Annotated in this window: 17 protein-coding genes; 2 read left to right on the top strand and 15 right to left on the bottom strand. The window is 67.3% G+C overall.

Annotation, left to right across the window (positions count from 1 at the left end):
• Positions 1–110: 110 nt before the first annotated feature.
• Positions 111–1,001 (bottom strand): LysR substrate-binding domain-containing protein, encoded by an 891-nt coding sequence (locus QE399_RS17715; protein WP_309830793.1) that lies wholly within the window; start codon positions 999–1,001, stop codon positions 111–113.
• A 230-nt stretch (positions 1,002–1,231) separates the two neighbouring features.
• Here QE399_RS17715 and QE399_RS17710 point away from each other — a divergent pair, with 230 nt between their 5' ends.
• A complete protein-coding gene (locus QE399_RS17710; protein ID WP_309830791.1) occupies positions 1,232–2,005 on the top strand; it encodes a sulfite exporter TauE/SafE family protein in 774 nt (257 codons plus the stop codon).
• A gap of 100 nt (positions 2,006–2,105) precedes the next feature.
• On the opposite strand, the gene QE399_RS17705 is transcribed toward QE399_RS17710, so the two are convergent.
• The 7 genes from QE399_RS17705 to cyoA are packed head-to-tail and all read right to left on the bottom strand — an operon-like array spanning position 2,106 to position 8,985.
• Positions 2,106–2,648 carry a response regulator transcription factor gene (locus QE399_RS17705; protein WP_309830789.1) on the bottom strand — a complete coding sequence of 181 codons (543 nt, stop codon included), beginning with the start codon at positions 2,646–2,648 and terminating at the stop codon, positions 2,106–2,108.
• Positions 2,649–2,652: 4 nt separating this feature from the next.
• The gene (locus QE399_RS17700; RefSeq protein WP_309830787.1) at positions 2,653–4,005 is read right to left on the bottom strand and encodes an ATP-binding protein; all 1,353 of its coding nucleotides are present in this window, start codon (positions 4,003–4,005) and stop codon (positions 2,653–2,655) included.
• Positions 3,989–4,843: an SURF1 family protein gene (locus QE399_RS17695; protein WP_405043865.1), complete on the bottom strand. Its 855-nt coding sequence runs from the start codon at positions 4,841–4,843 to the stop codon at positions 3,989–3,991. The genes QE399_RS17700 and QE399_RS17695 overlap by 17 nt, the downstream gene beginning before the upstream one ends.
• Positions 4,840–5,262, bottom strand: coding sequence for a cytochrome o ubiquinol oxidase subunit IV (gene cyoD, locus QE399_RS17690; protein WP_309830785.1), 423 nt, complete (start codon positions 5,260–5,262; stop codon positions 4,840–4,842). The genes QE399_RS17695 and cyoD overlap by 4 nt, the downstream gene beginning before the upstream one ends.
• Positions 5,262–5,894: a cytochrome o ubiquinol oxidase subunit III gene (gene cyoC / locus QE399_RS17685; protein WP_309830784.1), complete on the bottom strand. Its 633-nt coding sequence runs from the start codon at positions 5,892–5,894 to the stop codon at positions 5,262–5,264. The genes cyoD and cyoC overlap by 1 nt, the downstream gene beginning before the upstream one ends.
• Positions 5,887–7,887, bottom strand: a complete 2,001-nt coding sequence (gene cyoB / locus QE399_RS17680; protein ID WP_309830782.1) for a cytochrome o ubiquinol oxidase subunit I — start codon at positions 7,885–7,887, stop codon at positions 5,887–5,889. The genes cyoC and cyoB overlap by 8 nt, the downstream gene beginning before the upstream one ends.
• A 51-nt stretch (positions 7,888–7,938) precedes the next feature.
• On the bottom strand, positions 7,939–8,985 hold the full coding sequence (cyoA, locus tag QE399_RS17675; RefSeq protein WP_309830780.1) for a ubiquinol oxidase subunit II: 1,047 nt from the start codon (positions 8,983–8,985) through the stop codon (positions 7,939–7,941).
• A gap of 263 nt (positions 8,986–9,248) precedes the next feature.
• Between cyoA and QE399_RS17670 the strand changes: the two genes are divergently transcribed.
• A complete protein-coding gene (locus QE399_RS17670; RefSeq protein WP_309830779.1) occupies positions 9,249–10,589 on the top strand; it encodes an MFS transporter in 1,341 nt (446 codons plus the stop codon).
• Positions 10,590–10,750: 161 nt separating this feature from the next.
• Here QE399_RS17670 and tolA read toward each other — a convergent pair whose 3' ends face one another.
• The 7 genes from tolA to ribH all read right to left on the bottom strand — a co-directional run bounded on the left by tolA (position 10,751) and on the right by ribH (position 15,659).
• Positions 10,751–11,737 carry a cell envelope integrity protein TolA gene (gene tolA, locus QE399_RS17665; protein WP_309830777.1) on the bottom strand — a complete coding sequence of 329 codons (987 nt, stop codon included), beginning with the start codon at positions 11,735–11,737 and terminating at the stop codon, positions 10,751–10,753.
• Positions 11,738–11,778: 41 nt separating this feature from the next.
• The gene (locus tag QE399_RS17660) at positions 11,779–12,204 is read right to left on the bottom strand and encodes an ExbD/TolR family protein (protein WP_309830776.1); all 426 of its coding nucleotides are present in this window, start codon (positions 12,202–12,204) and stop codon (positions 11,779–11,781) included.
• Between the two features lie 17 nt (positions 12,205–12,221).
• Complete coding sequence (gene tolQ, locus QE399_RS17655; protein ID WP_309830774.1) at positions 12,222–12,923, bottom strand: protein TolQ; 702 nt, start codon at positions 12,921–12,923, stop codon at positions 12,222–12,224.
• Positions 12,920–13,342, bottom strand: coding sequence for a tol-pal system-associated acyl-CoA thioesterase (gene ybgC, locus QE399_RS17650; RefSeq protein WP_309830772.1), 423 nt, complete (start codon positions 13,340–13,342; stop codon positions 12,920–12,922). Before ybgC ends, tolQ begins: the two co-directional genes overlap by 4 nt.
• A gap of 19 nt (positions 13,343–13,361) precedes the next feature.
• Positions 13,362–14,546 (bottom strand): pyridoxal phosphate-dependent aminotransferase, encoded by a 1,185-nt coding sequence (locus tag QE399_RS17645; RefSeq protein WP_309830771.1) that lies wholly within the window; start codon positions 14,544–14,546, stop codon positions 13,362–13,364.
• A gap of 109 nt (positions 14,547–14,655) precedes the next feature.
• On the bottom strand, positions 14,656–15,198 hold the full coding sequence (gene nusB / locus QE399_RS17640; RefSeq protein ID WP_309830769.1) for a transcription antitermination factor NusB: 543 nt from the start codon (positions 15,196–15,198) through the stop codon (positions 14,656–14,658).
• The gene (gene ribH / locus QE399_RS17635; protein ID WP_309830766.1) at positions 15,195–15,659 is read right to left on the bottom strand and encodes a 6,7-dimethyl-8-ribityllumazine synthase; all 465 of its coding nucleotides are present in this window, start codon (positions 15,657–15,659) and stop codon (positions 15,195–15,197) included. The genes nusB and ribH overlap by 4 nt, the downstream gene beginning before the upstream one ends.
• Positions 15,660–15,713 lie beyond the last annotated feature (54 nt).

The raw sequence follows: 15,713 nt of genomic DNA, 5'->3' as shown, positions 1-15,713 counted from the left end.
CGCTGGCCACCGTGCCTTGATGGCCGTCAAGCATCGGCCCGAACGAGACGCCGAGGGTGCTGCCAAGATGCAGCGGGGCGCTGCCGGGGGGGGCGCCTGCCCGGCGTCGTTCAGGCCCGACTCGCCAGGTGTTCGAAGAGCGCCCGTGCCGGAGCGGGCAGGCTGTCGGGCGCATCGCGCGTGCACAGCACCAGCCGGCGCTGCGCCCAGCCGTCCGCCAGCCGCAGCCGTCGCACGCCGCTGGAACGCGCCAGCCGGGCCGCCGTGGCCCGCGGCACGATGGCGATGCCGGCCCCCAGGCCCACCAGCCGGCAGATGGCGTCGAAATGCCGCAGGCGCACGCGGTAGCGCAGGCGCTGTCCTTGCCAGCGCGCCTGCTGCGCCACGTGCGCCTGCAGCGGCGTGGCGTCGGGCAGGCCGATGAAATCGTAGGCCGCGGCGTCCTGCAGCGCGACCGTCTGCCAGCCTGCGAGCGGGTGGCCTGCAGGCACGATCAGCGCGAGCGGATCGTCCGCAAACGGCCGCACCTGCAGATGGCGCAGGTCGGCTGCGTCGGAGGCGATGCCGATGTCGCACAGGCCATCGCGCACCGCCTCGGCCACCTGGGAGCTGCCGTGCTCTTCCAGGTCCAGTGCCGTCTGCGGGTGCCGTGCCAGAAAGGCCGCCAGCCGGTCGGGAAGGTGTTCGCTGAGCGCGGAGGTGTTGCACCGCAAGCGCACCCGGGCGGCCAGCCCTGCGCCATGTTCGCCCAGCTCGCCGCGCAGTTGTTCCATCTGCGCCAGTACCAGCCGCGCATGGTGCACCAGTGTGGCGCCGGCGGCCGTGGCCTGTACGCCGCGGGCCGTGCGCGTGAGCAACGGGGTGGCCAGCTGCTGCTCCATCGAACGGATGCGCTCGCTGGCCGACGCCAGCGTCATGTGCGACCGCTCGGCGCCCGCGGTGATGGTGCCGGCCTCGTGGACGTGGAGGAACAGCCGCAGGTCGGTGAGGTCGAAGCGCATCGGCCCATTGTGCCGCCGACGGTGCCGGAGCGGCGTGCGCCGCGCCGGCGGGCGGTTCTGTGGCCGGGGGGCGCGGTGGCGCCGGGGGGCTCAGGCGGGGCCTGAGCCGGCCTGCGCTTCTTCCGCATTCCCTGGGCGGCGCGGCGCGGTTGCAATACGGCATCGCAACGGACGGAGCCACGCTATGCAGGCCAGGGTATCGAGGACAACGCAGGATGGGGGGCGGGCGTATGGCTTTCGCTGACCTGGCCGGCACTGCCGCCTGGGGCACGCTGGCGGCGGCGGGTGTCTTCGCCGTGGCGGGCATGGTGAAAGGTGTCGTCGGATTGGGCCTGCCCACGGTGGCCATGGCGCTGCTGGCGCTGTGGATGGCGCCGGCGCAGGCCGCGGCGCTGCTGGTCGTGCCCTCGCTGCTGACCAATGTGTGGCAGATGCGTCCCTGGCAGGGCGTGCCGCCGTTGTGGCGCCGGCTGGCCGGCCTGCAGCTGGGCGTGTGCGCCGGGACATGGGGCGGCGCATGGTGGCTGGGTGCGCCCGCGGGGGAGGGCGCCCGCCTGGCCCTGGGCGTGGCGCTGATCGCCTACGCCTTGTGGTCGCTGGCCGGGGCGCAGGGGGTGACGCCGCCGCGGCACGAGCGCTGGCTGGGGCCGCTGGTGGGCGTAGTGACGGGGACCGTGACGGCCGCGACCGGGGTCTTCGTGGTGCCGGCCGTTCCGTACCTGCAGTCCCTGGGCTTGCAGCGCGATGCACTGGTGCAGGCCATGGGGCTGAGCTTCACCGTGTCCACGCTGGCCCTGGCCGGTGGCCTGATCGCGCAGGCGAGTCTGCCGCCCGCGGTGTGGGTCGCGTCGCTGGGGATGCTGGTGCCTGCGCTGCTGGGCATGGCCGCCGGGCAGTGGCTGCGCCAGCGGCTGTCGCCCCCGGCTTTCCGGCGCTGCATGCTGGCGAGCCTGCTGGCGCTGGGCGGCTATCTCGTGTGGGCCGGCAGGGCTGTGTTGCTATGAAATAAAGAGCTGCTTGCGCTGGTGTTCATTGCGATTGCATGCCCTGGAATGCTGAAAACCAAGCGTATCAAGCGCAAGCAGCTATGCTTTTTGCAAGGCCTCAGTTCACCTGGCGCTTGTCCAGCTTGCGCGTGAGCGTGCGGCGGTGCATGCCCAGGCGGCGCGCCGTCTCGGAGATGTTGAAGCCGGTCTCGGCCAGCACCTCGTGGATGCGCTCCCATTCCAGGGTCTTGATGGAGCTGGAGCGGTTGGTCAGTTCCACCTCGGTGTTGCCCTCGGTGAAGCCGAAGGCGGCCTCGATATCGTCGGTGTTGGACGGTTTGGCCAGGTAGTGGCAGGCGCCCAGCTTCACCGCTTCGACGGCCGTGGCAATGCTGGCAAAACCCGTGAGCACGACGATGAGCATGTCTTCGTTGCGCGCGTGCAGCTTCTGCACGCAGGCCAGGCCCGAGGCTTCGCCCTTGAGCTTCAGATCGACCACCGCGTAGCCGGGGTTGTGCTGGGTGAGCATGTCCTCGACCTCGGCCAGGCTGTCGGCCTGCAGCACGCGGTAGCCGCGCCGCTCGAACGACCGCGCCAGCGTGCGCGCGAAGGCCTCGTCGTCCTCCACGATGAGCAGCAGGCGTTCTTCCTCGACGTCCATGAATTCAGTGTCCGGTTGATGGCAGCGCGATGGCTGCCAGGGGCAGGTGGATGACGACTTCGGCGCCACCCTCCGCCAGGTTCCGCGCCTTGACGCTGCCGCCCAGCGTGCGTGCCACGCTGATCGCCAGGAACAGCCCCAGGCCGCCGCCGGGGCGGCCCTTGCTGGACTGGTAGGGCTTGCCGAGCTGCGCCAGGATGGCCGGTGCAAAGCCCGGGCCGCCGTCGGTCACGGTGATGCGCAGGGCGTCGTCCTCGCGGTCTACGCGCAGGCAGACCCATTCGGGGGAAGCGTCCCGCGCATTGTCCAACACATTGAAAACCATTTGCTCCAGCGTGGTGTCGGACACCATGGGCGTGTCGGCGCCGAAGCGGTTGTCGTACTCGAAGCGCGTGACCGAGCGCGTGGCCTGCCAGTCGCGGGCCAGCGAATCCACGAAAGTGCGCACGGTGGTCTGGGCCGAGGCCTCGCCGCGCGTCTCGCCGGCGGACAGCAGGATGCCGCTCACAATGTGCTTGCAGCGCTGCACCTGGGCCTGCATCTCGGCGATGTCCTCCTGCAGCGCGGCGTTGCCGGCCAGCGTGCGGTCGTGCCGCCAGTCGCCCAGGATCACGGCCAGGGTGGCCAGCGGCGTGCCCAGCTCGTGCGCGGCGCCGGAGGCCAGCAGCCCCAGCCGCACGATGTGCTCCTCTTCCAGCGCCCGCTGGCGCGCGGCTGCCAGGCGCGAATCGCGCTGGCGCAGGTTGCGGCCGATGCGGGTGATGAAGATCACCACCAGGATGGCATTGATCACGAAGCACACCAGCAGGCCCTGCATGTACAGGCTGGGAAAGCCGCGGTGCAGGTCCGGCTCGGGCGGAAGCGGCAGATGGTTCTGCGCCAGCAGCGTAAAGCACGCGGTGGTGATCAGCACGATGGACCAGATGTACCCGCCGCGCAGCAGCACGGCGCCCAGGGCGATCTGCAGCAGGTACAGGAACACGAACGGGTTGCCCGTGCCGCCGCTCAGGTACAGCTGCACGGTGAGCACCGCCACGTCGATCAACAGCGCCAGGAACAGCTCGACGTTGCGCACGCCGCGGCCGGTGCGCCAGCGCAGCAGGCTGATGGTGTTGAACACGGCCAGGCAGCCGACCACCATGAGCATCTCGCGCAGGGGCAGGGCGAGGCCCAGGCTGTAGTGCGCCACCTCGATGGTGAACACCTGGCCGATCACGGCGATCCAGCGCAGCTGGATCAGCTGCTGCAGGTTCTTCAGGCCGGCAGCGGTGTTGGCGGAGCGCGGTGCGCGCGGAGCAGGGGGGGCGGCAGGGGCGGAAACGGTCGCGGGCGGGCCGGGTTCAGCGCTGGGACTCATGGACGGAGGGCGCACGGGGCGCGGCACGCAGACGAAGCTCGTATCGTGCCACATACCAGGCGGCGCCCACCACCATCAGGGCGAGGCCATACCACGTCAACGCGTACACCGCGTGGCTGTTGGCGAACCGGATCACGGTCATGCCGGAGCGGGGTTCGCCGTTGGCCGGCGGCGCCTGCAAGGCGGGCTGCGCCGCCCGCAGGTCGGGCAGGCCGAGGTCGATGAAATAGGGCGCGGCGTGCGTCAGGCCCTGCGCGGCGGCGATGGCGGCCACGTCGCGCGAATGCCAGCGGCCGGCGGCGGGGTCGTTGGTGCGCAGGAAGCCGCCGCGCGGCTCGGTGATGCGCAGCAGGCCTTGCACCTGCACCGGCGCCGAGGCCGATGCCGCATCCACCGCCGGGGCTGAAGCGGCGCTCTCCAGCCAGCGCTGGCGCTGGTCAGGCAGGATGAAGCCGCGGTTGACGAGGATCTGCGTGCCATCGGCCTGCTGTAGCGGGGTCAGCACCCAGAAGCCGGCACCCAGCTCGGTGGCCGCCTGCGTCAGCACCGTCTTGTCCCGCAGCCAGCGGCCCTGCGCCGTCACGGGAAGGTATTCGTAGCCAGCGGCATCCACCTGTGGCCAGAGGGCAGGGCCGGGCGCGGGCACCGGGCTGGCGTGCACGCGCTGGTCGACGCGCTCGATCAGGTCCAGCTTCCAGGCGCGCCGCTGCACCTGCCAGGTGCCCAGTGCCAGAAAGCCGGCGAACAGGGCCAGCCCCACCAGGGCCAGCAGTACCCGGGTGAAACGGGAACGCCGGCCCAGGGGGCCGGCGTTCGAGGGTGCCGCAGAGGCGTTCAAGGCGTCGTGGCCGCCGGAGCGGACGTGGCGGGCGGGCTGCCCGGCATCGCGTGGTCGGGCATCATGTTGGCGTTCATGTGGAACATGACCCACAGCGTGCCGGCGACGGCGATGGCCACCACGATCACGGTGAACAGCGTGGACAGCAGCGTCCACCCGCCTTCGGCCTTGCCGTCCATGTGCAGGAAGTACACCATGTGCACCAGGATCTGCACCACCGCGAAGGCGCCCAGCACCAGGGCGCCGGTGTTGCGATCGGTGATCACCTTGGCCATGATCAGCCAGAAGGGGATGGCCGTCAGGACCACGGAGGCCACGAAGCCGATCATGTAGCCCGAGAACGTGCTGTGCGGGCCCACGTCACCGTGGTGGTCGTCATGCCCGTCATGGGCGTGTGCATGCGTGTGTTGTGCGCTCATCAAAGCACTCCCATCAGGTACACAAAGGTGAAAACGCCGATCCAGACCACGTCCAAGAAGTGCCAGAACATGGACAGGCACATCAGTCGGCGCTTGTTCTCGTGGATCAGGCCATGCTTGCCGATCTGCAGCATCAGCACCACCAGCCAGATCAGGCCGAAGGTCACGTGCAGGCCGTGGGTGCCCACCAGCGTGAAGAACGCGGACAGGAAGGCGCTGCGCTGCGGGCCTGCGCCCTGGTGGATCAGGTGGTGGAACTCATAGATTTCCAGGGCCAGGAAGCACAGGCCGAACAGGCCGGTGATGGCCAGCCACAGCAGCGTGCCGCGCACATCGTTCTTCTGCTTGCGCAGCATGGCGAAGCCGAAGGTGATGGACGAGGCCAGCAGGAAGGCCGTGTTGATGGCCACCAGCCCCAGGTCGAACAGCTGGGCGCCGGTCGGGCCGGCGGCATAGCTGCGGCCCAGCACACCGTAGGTGGCGAACAGTGCCGCGAAGATGAGACAGTCGCTCATCAGGTAGAGCCAGAAGCCCAGCGAGGTGCCGTTCTCTGGATGGGGCTCCTCGGCGAGGTGGTAGTCGCGCGAGGTCAGGGCGCCGGCGGCGCCTGCTTGGAGGCGGATATCAGACATGGCGGGCCAGTTGGAGTGTGCGGGCTTCTTCGGTGGCGACCACGTCCTCAGCCGGGATGTAGTAGTCGCGCTTGTAGTTGAACGTGTGGACGATCGAGGCGATCACGATCGCCGCGAACGATGCGCCGACCAGCAGCCACATGTGCCAGATCAGGGCGAAGCCCAGCACCAGCGACAGGGCGGAGATGACCGCGCCCGAGCCCGTGTTCAGCGGCATGTGGATGGACTGGAAGCCCTTCAGCGGACGTGCATAGCCGTGCTTCTTCATGTCCCACCAGGCATCGATCTCATGCACCACGGGCGTGAACGCGAAGTTGTACTGGGGCGGAGGCGAGGAGGTCGCCCACTCCAGCGTGCGGCCGTCCCAAGGGTCGCCCGTCACGTCGCGCAGCTGGTCGCGCTTGAGCACGCTCACCGCGATCTGGACCAGGAAGCAGGCGATGCCGCCGGCGATCATCAGCGCGCCGACGGCGGCGATGACGAACCAGATCTGCAGGGACGGATCTTCGAAGTGGTTGGCGCGACGGGTCACACCCATCAGGCCCAGCACGTACAGCGGCGTGAACGCTACCCAGAAGCCGATCACCCACAGCCAGAAGGAGCGCACGCCCCAGGTGTGGTCCAGCTTGAAGCCGAAGGCCTTGGGGAACCAGTAGTTGATGGCAGCGAACAGGCCGAACACCACGCCGCCGATGATCACGTTGTGGAAGTGGGCGATCAGGAACAGGCTGTTGTGCAGCACGAAGTCGGCCGGGGGCACGGCCAGCAGCACGCCGGTCATGCCGCCGATGGCGAAGGTGATCATGAAGGCCACGGTCCACATCATGGGCAGCTCGAAGCGGATGCGGCCCTTGTACATGGTGAACAGCCAGTTGAAGATCTTGGCGCCCGTCGGGATCGAGATGATCATCGTCGTGATGCCGAAGAAGGTGTTCACGCTCGCGCCGGAGCCCATCGTGAAGAAGTGGTGCAGCCACACCAGGTACGACAGGATGGTGATACACACCGTCGCGTACACCATGGAGGTGTAGCCGAACAGGCGCTTCTTGCAGAACGTGGCGACGACTTCGGAGAACACGCCGAAGATCGGCAGGATCAGGATGTAGACCTCAGGGTGGCCCCAGATCCAGATCAGGTTCACGTACAGCATGGCGTTGCCGCCCAGGTCGTTCGTGAAGAAGTTCATGCCCAGGTAGCGGTCCAGCGACATCAGCAGCAGGGCGGCCGTCAGGATGGGGAACGTGGCCACGATCAGCACGTTGGTGCACAGAGCCGTCCAGGTGAAGACGGGCATCTTCATCAGGTTCATGCCGGGCGCGCGCATCTTGATGATGGTGACGATCAGGTTGATACCCGACAGCGTGGTGCCCACCCCTGCGATCTGCAGCGACCACAGGTAGTAGTCCAGCCCCACCCCCGGGTTCTGCGCCCCCAGGTTGGACAGCGCCAGCCAGCCAGAGGTGGAGAACTCGCCCAGGAACAGCGAGACCATCACCAGGATGGCGCCGGCGGTGGTCATCCAGAAGCTGAAGTTGTTCAGGAACGGGAAGGACACGTCGCGCGCGCCGATCTGCAGTGGCACCACGTAGTTCATCAGGCCCGTCACCAGCGGCATGGCCACGAAGAAGATCATGATCACGCCGTGGGCGGTGAAGATCTGGTCGTAGTGGTGCGGCGGCAGGTAGCCCATGTTGTCGCCGAAGGCGATGGCCTGTTGCAGGCGCATCATCACGGCGTCGGCAAAGCCGCGCAGCAGCATGACGATGCCCAGGATCATGTACATGATCCCGATCTTCTTGTGGTCGATGCTGCAGATCCAGTCACGCCACAGCGGCCCCCACAGGCGGAACTTGGTGATCGCGGCGAAGACGGCCAGACCGCCCAGCACCACGGCAATGAAGGTCCACAGCACGATGGGCTCATGCGCCATCGGTACGGAGTCCCACGTGAGCCGACCCAGGGCCCAGTGAGACGCAGAAGGATGTTCAGACATATCGAGTCTCTTGGAAAGCAGACCCGGCACGCCGTGCCGGGCCCAGCAGAGTTATTGCGGGGTGGTGGAGCGGGGGGCGGCAGGCGTTTCCAGCGACGCAACCACCTGGGCCGCGTTGTTGGCCGTGCACACGTCCTGGGGCAGGTTCATGCCGGAGGCCTTCAGGAAGGCTTCGCCTCCGTTGGCATCGATCGCCATCATGTGGTGCATGCACATCTTGCCTTCTTCGACGCAGCGGTTCAGCACCTTGTCGTACAGGCCGGTTTCCACGGTGGAGAAGCGCTCGACCGGGTTGCGCTCGCTGGGCTTGGCCAGGGCGAGGTAGGTCTTGGCGTCCAGCGGCTTGCCTTCGGTCTTGGCCTTGTCGACCCACTGGGTGAACTCGCCATCCGACAGGCCATGGAACTTGAACGTCATGCCCGAGAAGCCGGCGCCGCTGTAGTGCGATGCCAGGCCATGGAACACGCCAGGCTTGTTGATCACGGCGTTCAGTTCCGTCTGCATGCCCGGCATGGCATAGATCATGCCGGCCAGGTCAGGCACGTAGAACGAATTCATCGTGGATGTGGACGTGAGCTTGAAGAGGATGGGGCGGTCTACCGGTGCGGCCAGCTCGTTCACCGTCGCGATGCCTTGCTCGGGGTAGAAGAACAGCCACTTCCAGTCCATGGCCACCACCTGCACCTCCAGCGGCTTCACATGCGAAGGGATGGGGCGGCTCGCGTCCAGGCGGTCCAGCGGGCGGTACGGATCCAGCTTGTGGGTGCTGATCCAGGTCAGGGCGCCCAGCGCAATGATGATCATCAGCGGCACCGTCCAGATCACCAGTTCCAGCGTGGTGGAGTGGTGCCAGTCGGGGTCGTACTCGGCCTCGGTGTTGGACTGGCGGTATTTCCAGGCGAACAGGCAGATCAGCAGGATCACCGGAACGATGATGATCAGCATCAGCAGCGTCGCGGTCACGACGAGCTGGCCCTGCTGCGCAGCGACGTCGCCTGCTGGGTTGAGTACGACAGCCTTCTGGCAGCCAGTCAGGCTGGCTGCCATCACGGCCGCGGCAAGCCACGCGGGCCTACGGAGATCCTTGAGTTTGAGCATTCTAGGGACGCACCAAAATCGCGCTAGGTAGAAGCGCGGGTTACTGAATGGGGCCAAATGTAATACCAGCAGCAGATTTGTCGATTGGACATTTTGTCCACGGTCAAAGAGGGGGCGTTGGCCCGGCCGATCCCGCCGCCGGTTGCCCCAGGACAAGGATGTAACTAGGGTAAATCCGCAGCGTTGTGAGAAAAAGTCGCATTGTGGACCCCAGGGCATGGGTGTAGAACGTGGTCATCAGCGTGACTACAAGGAGCCTAGCGATGAGTGGACTTGGTGCTACCGCGACACTTTCCCCCTCCGGATCCCATCATTCGGAATATCTGGCCCATTCCGGCACGCACGAGGACGTGACTCCCAGCGAAATCGCAGTGGGTGTGGTCATCGGCCGATCGTCCGAGTACTTCGACTTCTTCGTCTTCGGGATCGCCTGCATCCTGGTCTTCCCGTCTCTGCTGTTTCCCTTCATGTCGCGGCTGGACGGCACGCTGATGGCGTTCGCGATCTTCGCCGTTGCGTTCATTGCCCGCCCGGTGGGCACGGCGATCTCCATGGCGATCCAACGCCGCTGGGGGCGCGGCACCAAGCTGACGATCGCGCTGTTCCTGCTGGGAGCCAGCACCGCGGGCATGGCGTTCCTGCCCGGCTACCAGTCCATCGGGCCGGCCGCCATCGTGCTGCTGATCCTGCTGCGCATCGGACAGGGGCTGGCCCTCGGCGGTTCGTGGGATGGATTGCCGTCCCTGCTGGCCATGTCGGCACCCCAGGAGCGCCGCGGCTGGTATGCGATGGTGGGCCAGCTCGGCGCACCCGTGGGATTTGCCCTGGCGGCGAGCCTGTTCGCCTACCTGTACAGCAACATGAGCGTGGCCGAGTTCATGGAATGGGGCTGGCGCTATCCCTTCTTCGTGGCGTTCGCCATCAATGTGGTGGCGCTCTTCGCCCGGCTGCGGCTGGTGGTGGGCGAGTCGTACGCCGACCTGATGGAGCAGCGGGAGCTGGAGCCGGTCGGCGTGGCCCGGCTGGTGCGTGACGAGGGTGGCAACGTGGTCATCGGCGCTTTCGCCGCGCTGGCCAGCTTCGCCCTGTTCCATGTGGTCACGGTGTTTCCGCTGTCCTGGATCTCCATGTACTCCGAGCAGTCGATCACCCATGTGCTGGGCGTGCAGGTGTTTGGCGCGTTCTGCGCGGCGGCGGCGATCATGGCCTCCGGCAAACTGGCGGACCGGTTCGGCCGGCGCAACACACTGGGCACCATGGCGGTGCTGATCGGCCTCTTCAGCCTGTTCACCCCGTGGCTGCTGAGCGGCGGCGCGCTGGGCAACAACGTGTTCATCATCGTCGGCTTCATCCTCCTGGGGCTGTCGTATGGCCAGGCATCGGGCACGGTGACATCCAACTTCTCGTCGGGCTACCGCTACACGGGGGCGGCGCTGTCGACGGACTTGGCGTGGCTGTTCGGGGCCGCCTTCGCGCCCCTGGTGGCACTGGGTTTGTCAGCCAAGTTCGGCCTGGTGGCCGTCACGCTCTATCTGCTGTCGGGCGCCGCCTGCACGTTGCTGGCCCTGCGCATCAACCGTCTGGTGGAACGGCGCGAGGTGTGAGCGAGCGGCCATAGGGGAGGCCACGGCTTACCTTGGATAAGTGGCTATTTGCTATCAAAAAGATAGCTGCAAGCGCCTATGAATCAAGGGCCTCAAGGGGATTTTCCTTGAGGCCCTTTTCATGGGGCGTATTGCCGAGCCTGGCGGCCCGCGGCCCGCGGTCAGTCCTTCGGGCTGAAGCCGATGGTCAGCGAGGAGGGAACCCGCCCATCCACATCCTTGGGCAAGGTGTCGGTCTTGTGCAGGGCGCGCACCACGGCCTCGTCCCAGGCCGTGTTGCCGCTGGACTTGGTTAGGCGCACATTGACGATGGTGCCGTCCGGCGCGGCCCGCACCTCGACCTCGGCACGCGGGTTGCCCGACACCGCTTCGGGATAGACGATGTTCGGCCGCACCTTGGCCGCGACCTTGCCGCCGTAGCTGCCGGAAGGGCCGGAGCTGCGCTGGGCATTGCCGGTGGCGGTTTCGCCGCCGGTCGCTCCTGCCAGGCCGGCCATGCGGCGCAGGTTCTCCTGCCGCTGTGCCTCGATGCGCTTGGCCTCGGCGTCCGCCTTGCGCTTGTCTTCGGCCTGCTTCTTCTTGTCCTGCTCGGCCTTGGCGGCTTTCTCGCGCTCGGCCTTCTCGCGTTCGGCCTTGTCCCGCTCGGCCTTGTCCTTGGCCGCCTTCTCGGCTTTTTCGCGCTCGGCCTTTTCCTTCTGCAGGCGGTCCTTCTTCTCCTGCTCGGCTTTTTCCTTGCGCTCACGTTCGCGCTTGTCCCGCTCGGCTTGCTCTTCGCGCGCCTTCTTTTCCTGTTCCAGGCGCTTTTTCTCGCGCTCGATGGCGATGTCGGCCTCGCGCGTGTCCGGCTCGGCCTTGGGGGGCGGAGGCGGAGGAGGGGGCGCTGGCGGTGGGGGCGGGGCGGGTTCCGGCTTGGGCGGCTCGGGCTCGGGCGGTGGCGGCGGGGCGACCTCGCGCGGCGCGGCCTGCTGGGGCACGGCGGACCACAGCTCGGCCTCCACGGCCGGTTGGTCCGCGCTGCTCTTCCAGTTGACGCCCCAGGTCAGCGCGCCGATGAGCGCCACGTGCACGAGCACCGCGAGGGCCACGGCGCGCATGCGGCCGGGAGGGCGGGGCGGGGCAAGCTGGTCGCGGTCGTTGGTGGCGTGCATGCGTTGGGAAAGAAGCAAAAAACGGGGCAGCCGCCGGGCGGTCAGCTGCCCGACTTGACGGACAGGCCGACGCGCTGGACGCCGGCCTTCTGCAGGGCGTCCATGGCTTTCACCACGGATTCATAGCTCACGGCCTTGTCGGCCGTGATGAGCACGGGCGTGCCCTCGGGCTGCGTGGCCTGCCAGGAGCGCGCTGCGGCGCCCAGGCTGTCCAGGGTGACGGTGCGCTCGTTGCCATCCGTCTTGAGCTGCAGGCTGCCGTCGCGCTGGACGATCACCTGCCCAAAGGTCTTGGGCGCCTTGACGCCCTTGCCCACGGAAGGGACGTTGATGCTGCTGGGCGTGAGCATGGGCGCAGTCACCATGAAGATGATCAGCAGCACCAGCATCACGTCGATGAACGGCACCATGTTGATTTCGTTCATCGAACGGCGGCGGCTGCCGCCACGGGAGGCCATTGCAGGCATATCAGCTCTCCGTTACGTCAATGGCCCGAGGGCGAGCCGGGCTGCGAGCCCAGATTGCGCTGGAGGATGTTGGAGAACTCTTCGATGAAGGTCTCCTGGTGCGTGGCCACGCGGTCGATGTCGCGGGCGAAGCGGTTGTACGCGATCACGGCCGGGATGGCGGCGAACAGGCCGATGGCGGTCGCCACCAGCGCCTCGGCGATGCCGGGGGCCACCGTGGCCAGCGTGACCTGTTCCATGCCGGCAAAACCGGTGAAGGCGTGCATGATCCCCCACACCGTGCCGAACAGGCCCACGTAGGGCGAAACGGAGGCGACAGAACCCAGGAAGGACAGACTGGACTCGACCACGTCCATCTCGCGCTGGAAGCTCGCGCGCATGGCGCGGCGTGCGCCGTCCAGCAGCGTGCCGGGGTCGGAGATGCGGCGCTCGCGCAGCTTCTGGTATTCGCGCATGCCGCTGGCGAAGATGCGTTCCATCGGGCCGGCGTTCTTGGCGTTCTGCACGGCGCCGGCATACAGGTCATTGAGGCTGTTGCCCGACCAGAAGTCGCGCTCGAAGTCTTCGTTGAGCGAGCGCACGCGCTTGAGCGCGAACAGCTTGCGGAAGATGGCGGCCCAGCTCGCTATCGAGACACCGATGAGCAGCAGCATGACCAACTGGACGACCCAGCTGGCGTTCAGCACCAAGCTGACGATGGACATGTCTTGGGAATTCATGGTCTTGAGAGAGTTTCCAGAAGGGTGCCCGGAATGCGCGCGGGACGCAGGGTGGAGGCATCCACCCATCCGATGCGGATCGTGCCTTCGCACAGCAGCACAGGGCTAGATTCAGTCATTTGCTCTGGTTTCAGGAGCGCTTGCTGGCGTATTGTCATGGAAGCCCGACCGGCTTCCTGTAGGTCGGCGGTAACAATCAGTGTGTCATCCAGGCGCGCCGGACGGTGGTAGCGCAGCTGCGCGTCGGTTACGACAAACATGCCGCCCGTGAGTTCCCGCAGGGACTGCTGGCCCACGCCCAGCGAGCGCAGCCACTCGGTGCGCGCGCGCTCGAAGAATCGGAGGTAGTTGGCGTAGAACACGATGCCGCCGGCATCGGTGTCCTCCCAGTAGATGCGTACCGGCCAGTGGAATGCCATGGTGTTGCCGTGCCCGCCTTCAGCCGATGTGCGTGCGCAGCCGCGCCACGGCTTCCTGCAGCTGCTCCATGGAGTTGGCCGTGGAAAACCGCACGAAGCGCTGCGTGTCTGCCGTGCCGAAGTCGCGGCCGGGCGTGATCGCCAGGTGGGCGCGCTGCATGAGCGCGAAGGCGAAGTCCCAGCTGCCTTCCACGCCCAGCCGCTGCGCGGCCTGCGTGCAGTCGGCCCAGGCGTAGAACGCCCCGTCGGGCATCACCGGCACGGTCAGGCCGAGCGATTGCAGCGCAGGGATGAAGAAGTCGCGGCGGGCCTTGAACTCCGCGCGGCGGCGTTCGAACTCGGCGATGCTTTCGGCTTCGAAGCAGGCGAGCGCGGCGTGCTGCGCGATGGTCGAGGCGCAGATGAACAGGTTCTGCGCCAGACGCTCCACCACGGGAACCATGGCCTCGGGCACCACCATCCAGCCCAGGCGCCAGCCCGTCATGTTGAAGTACTTGCTGAAGCTGTTGATGCTGATGACGTTCTCGTCGATGGCCAGGGCGGTCTGGCTGAACGCGTCTTCGTAGGACAGGCCCAGGTAGATCTCGTCAACCAGCGTGATGCCGCCGCGCGCCTGCACCACGCCGTGGATGCGGCGCAGTTCCTCGGGGGCGATGGACGTGCCCGTGGGGTTGGAGGGCGACGCCAACAGCACCCCGCGTGTCCTGGCGCCCCATGCCGCCTCGACCTTGGTGGCGCTGAGCTGGAAGCGCTCCTCGGCGGTGGTCGGGATCAGCACCGCCCGGCCTTCCGCAGCGCTCACGAAGTGGCGGTTGCAGGGGTAGCTCGGGTCGGGCATGAGGATCTCGTCGCCGGACTCGATCAGTGCCAGACAGGCCAGCTGCAGCGCCGCCGAGGCCCCGGCCGTGACCACGATGCGCCGCGCCGGCACGTCGACGCCGAAGCGCTGTGCGTACCAGCCGCTGATGCGCTCGCGCAGGGCCTCCAGGCCCAGGGCGTTGGTGTACTGCGTGGCGCCGGCGCGCACGGCGCGGTCGGCGGCTTCCTGTACCAGCGGGGGCGCGGTGAAGTCGGGCTCGCCGATGTTCAGGAAGATCATCGGGTCGCGCGTGCCGGCCACGTTGCGCGCCAGGGCCTGGGCGGCCTTGGCCACCTCCATCACATAGAACGGTTCGATGCGCTCGGCGCGTGTGGAGAACTTCATGGGCTGGTGTTTGCGGCGGGCGAAGCGCCGGCGATGCAGGGAGGGCGGGGCGAGACAGTGGCGGAAGGCACGCTGCCTGCGACGGGATGCATGCGGCAGCAGGCCCTCGTCAGTTTCCCGGCGCGGCGGGTGCTGCCTGGCTCTTGTCTGCCGCGACTTCCGCCGCACGCAGTTGGGGCGCCAGGCCGTTGAGCACGCCGTTAACGTACTTGTGGCCGTCCGTGCCGCCGAATTCCTTGGCCAGCTCGATGCATTCGTTGATCACCACGCGCCAGGGCACGTCCAGGCAGTGCTGGAACTCGTACACGCCGATCCACATGGCGGCGTGCTCGATGGGCGAGATCTCGGCCATCTTGCGGTCCAGCTTCGGTGCGATCAGCGCGTCCAGCGCTTCGGCGGTGTTGATGCAGCCGTGCAGCAACGCGTCGTAGTGGGCGGAGTCGGCCTTGTGGAAGCCCGCCAGGTCACGTGTGAAGGTGTCGATCGCCGTGGCCTCGTTGCGGGCCACCAGATGCTGGTACAGCGCCTGCAGGGCGAATTCGCGGGCCCGGCTGCGTGTGGACTTGGAGCCGGCCTTGCGGGCGCCGGTGCTGGTGACGCCGGTGCGTGACTGGCGCGGCGGGCGCTTGGCGCCGGGGGTCGAATCGCTCACGCCAGTTCCTCCAGCAGATGGGCCATTTCCACGGCCACGCGGGCAGCGTCCGCGCCCTTTTCAGTCTGGCGGGCGATGGCTTGCTCCATGTTCTCGGTGGTGATGATCGCGTTGGCGATGGGGATCTGGTAGTCGAGTGCCAGGCGCGTCACGCCGGCGCCGGATTCGTTGGCCACCAGCTCGAAGTGGTAGGTCTCGCCACGGATGATGCAGCCCAGGGCGATGAGCGCGTCGTATTCGTCACGCTCGGCCATGGCCTGCAGGGCCACGGGCACTTCGAGTGCGCCGGGCACCAGCACGTGGTGGATGTGCTTTTCCTGCACGCCGAGCGCGATCAGTTCCGCGCGGCAGGCTGCTGCCAGCGTGTTGGTGATGCTTTCGTTGAAGCGGGCCTGGACGATGCCGATGTGCAGCTTCTTGCCATCGAGCTTGTTCGCCGTTCCTTTGTCTGCGCCAAACATGGTGCTGTTCCTTCTTGTCGTTGCGTGCCCCTCGTGCCGGGAGGCGCCGGTTCG

The organism is Paracidovorax wautersii (assembly GCF_031453675.1).
GTDB lineage: Bacteria > Pseudomonadota > Gammaproteobacteria > Burkholderiales > Burkholderiaceae_C > Paracidovorax.
This window is presented reverse-complemented; position numbering and strand designations above follow the sequence as displayed.

Coding starts and splice junctions, on each gene's coding strand:
- QE399_RS17715 (WP_309830793.1), bottom strand. CDS start 1,001: ATGCGCTTCGACCTCACCGACCTGCGGCTGTTCCTCCACGTCCACGAG.
- QE399_RS17710 (WP_309830791.1), top strand. CDS start 1,232: ATGGCTTTCGCTGACCTGGCCGGCACTGCCGCCTGGGGCACGCTGGCG.
- QE399_RS17705 (WP_309830789.1), bottom strand. CDS start 2,648: ATGGACGTCGAGGAAGAACGCCTGCTGCTCATCGTGGAGGACGACGAG.
- QE399_RS17700 (WP_309830787.1), bottom strand. CDS start 4,005: ATGAGTCCCAGCGCTGAACCCGGCCCGCCCGCGACCGTTTCCGCCCCT.
- cyoD (WP_309830785.1), bottom strand. CDS start 5,262: ATGAGCGCACAACACACGCATGCACACGCCCATGACGGGCATGACGAC.
- cyoC (WP_309830784.1), bottom strand. CDS start 5,894: ATGTCTGATATCCGCCTCCAAGCAGGCGCCGCCGGCGCCCTGACCTCG.
- cyoB (WP_309830782.1), bottom strand. CDS start 7,887: ATGTCTGAACATCCTTCTGCGTCTCACTGGGCCCTGGGTCGGCTCACG.
- cyoA (WP_309830780.1), bottom strand. CDS start 8,985: ATGCTCAAACTCAAGGATCTCCGTAGGCCCGCGTGGCTTGCCGCGGCC.
- QE399_RS17670 (WP_309830779.1), top strand. CDS start 9,249: ATGAGTGGACTTGGTGCTACCGCGACACTTTCCCCCTCCGGATCCCAT.
- tolA (WP_309830777.1), bottom strand. CDS start 11,737: ATGCACGCCACCAACGACCGCGACCAGCTTGCCCCGCCCCGCCCTCCC.
- QE399_RS17660 (WP_309830776.1), bottom strand. CDS start 12,204: ATGCCTGCAATGGCCTCCCGTGGCGGCAGCCGCCGCCGTTCGATGAAC.
- tolQ (WP_309830774.1), bottom strand. CDS start 12,923: ATGAATTCCCAAGACATGTCCATCGTCAGCTTGGTGCTGAACGCCAGC.
- ybgC (WP_309830772.1), bottom strand. CDS start 13,342: ATGGCATTCCACTGGCCGGTACGCATCTACTGGGAGGACACCGATGCC.
- QE399_RS17645 (WP_309830771.1), bottom strand. CDS start 14,546: ATGAAGTTCTCCACACGCGCCGAGCGCATCGAACCGTTCTATGTGATG.
- ribH (WP_309830766.1), bottom strand. CDS start 15,659: ATGTTTGGCGCAGACAAAGGAACGGCGAACAAGCTCGATGGCAAGAAG.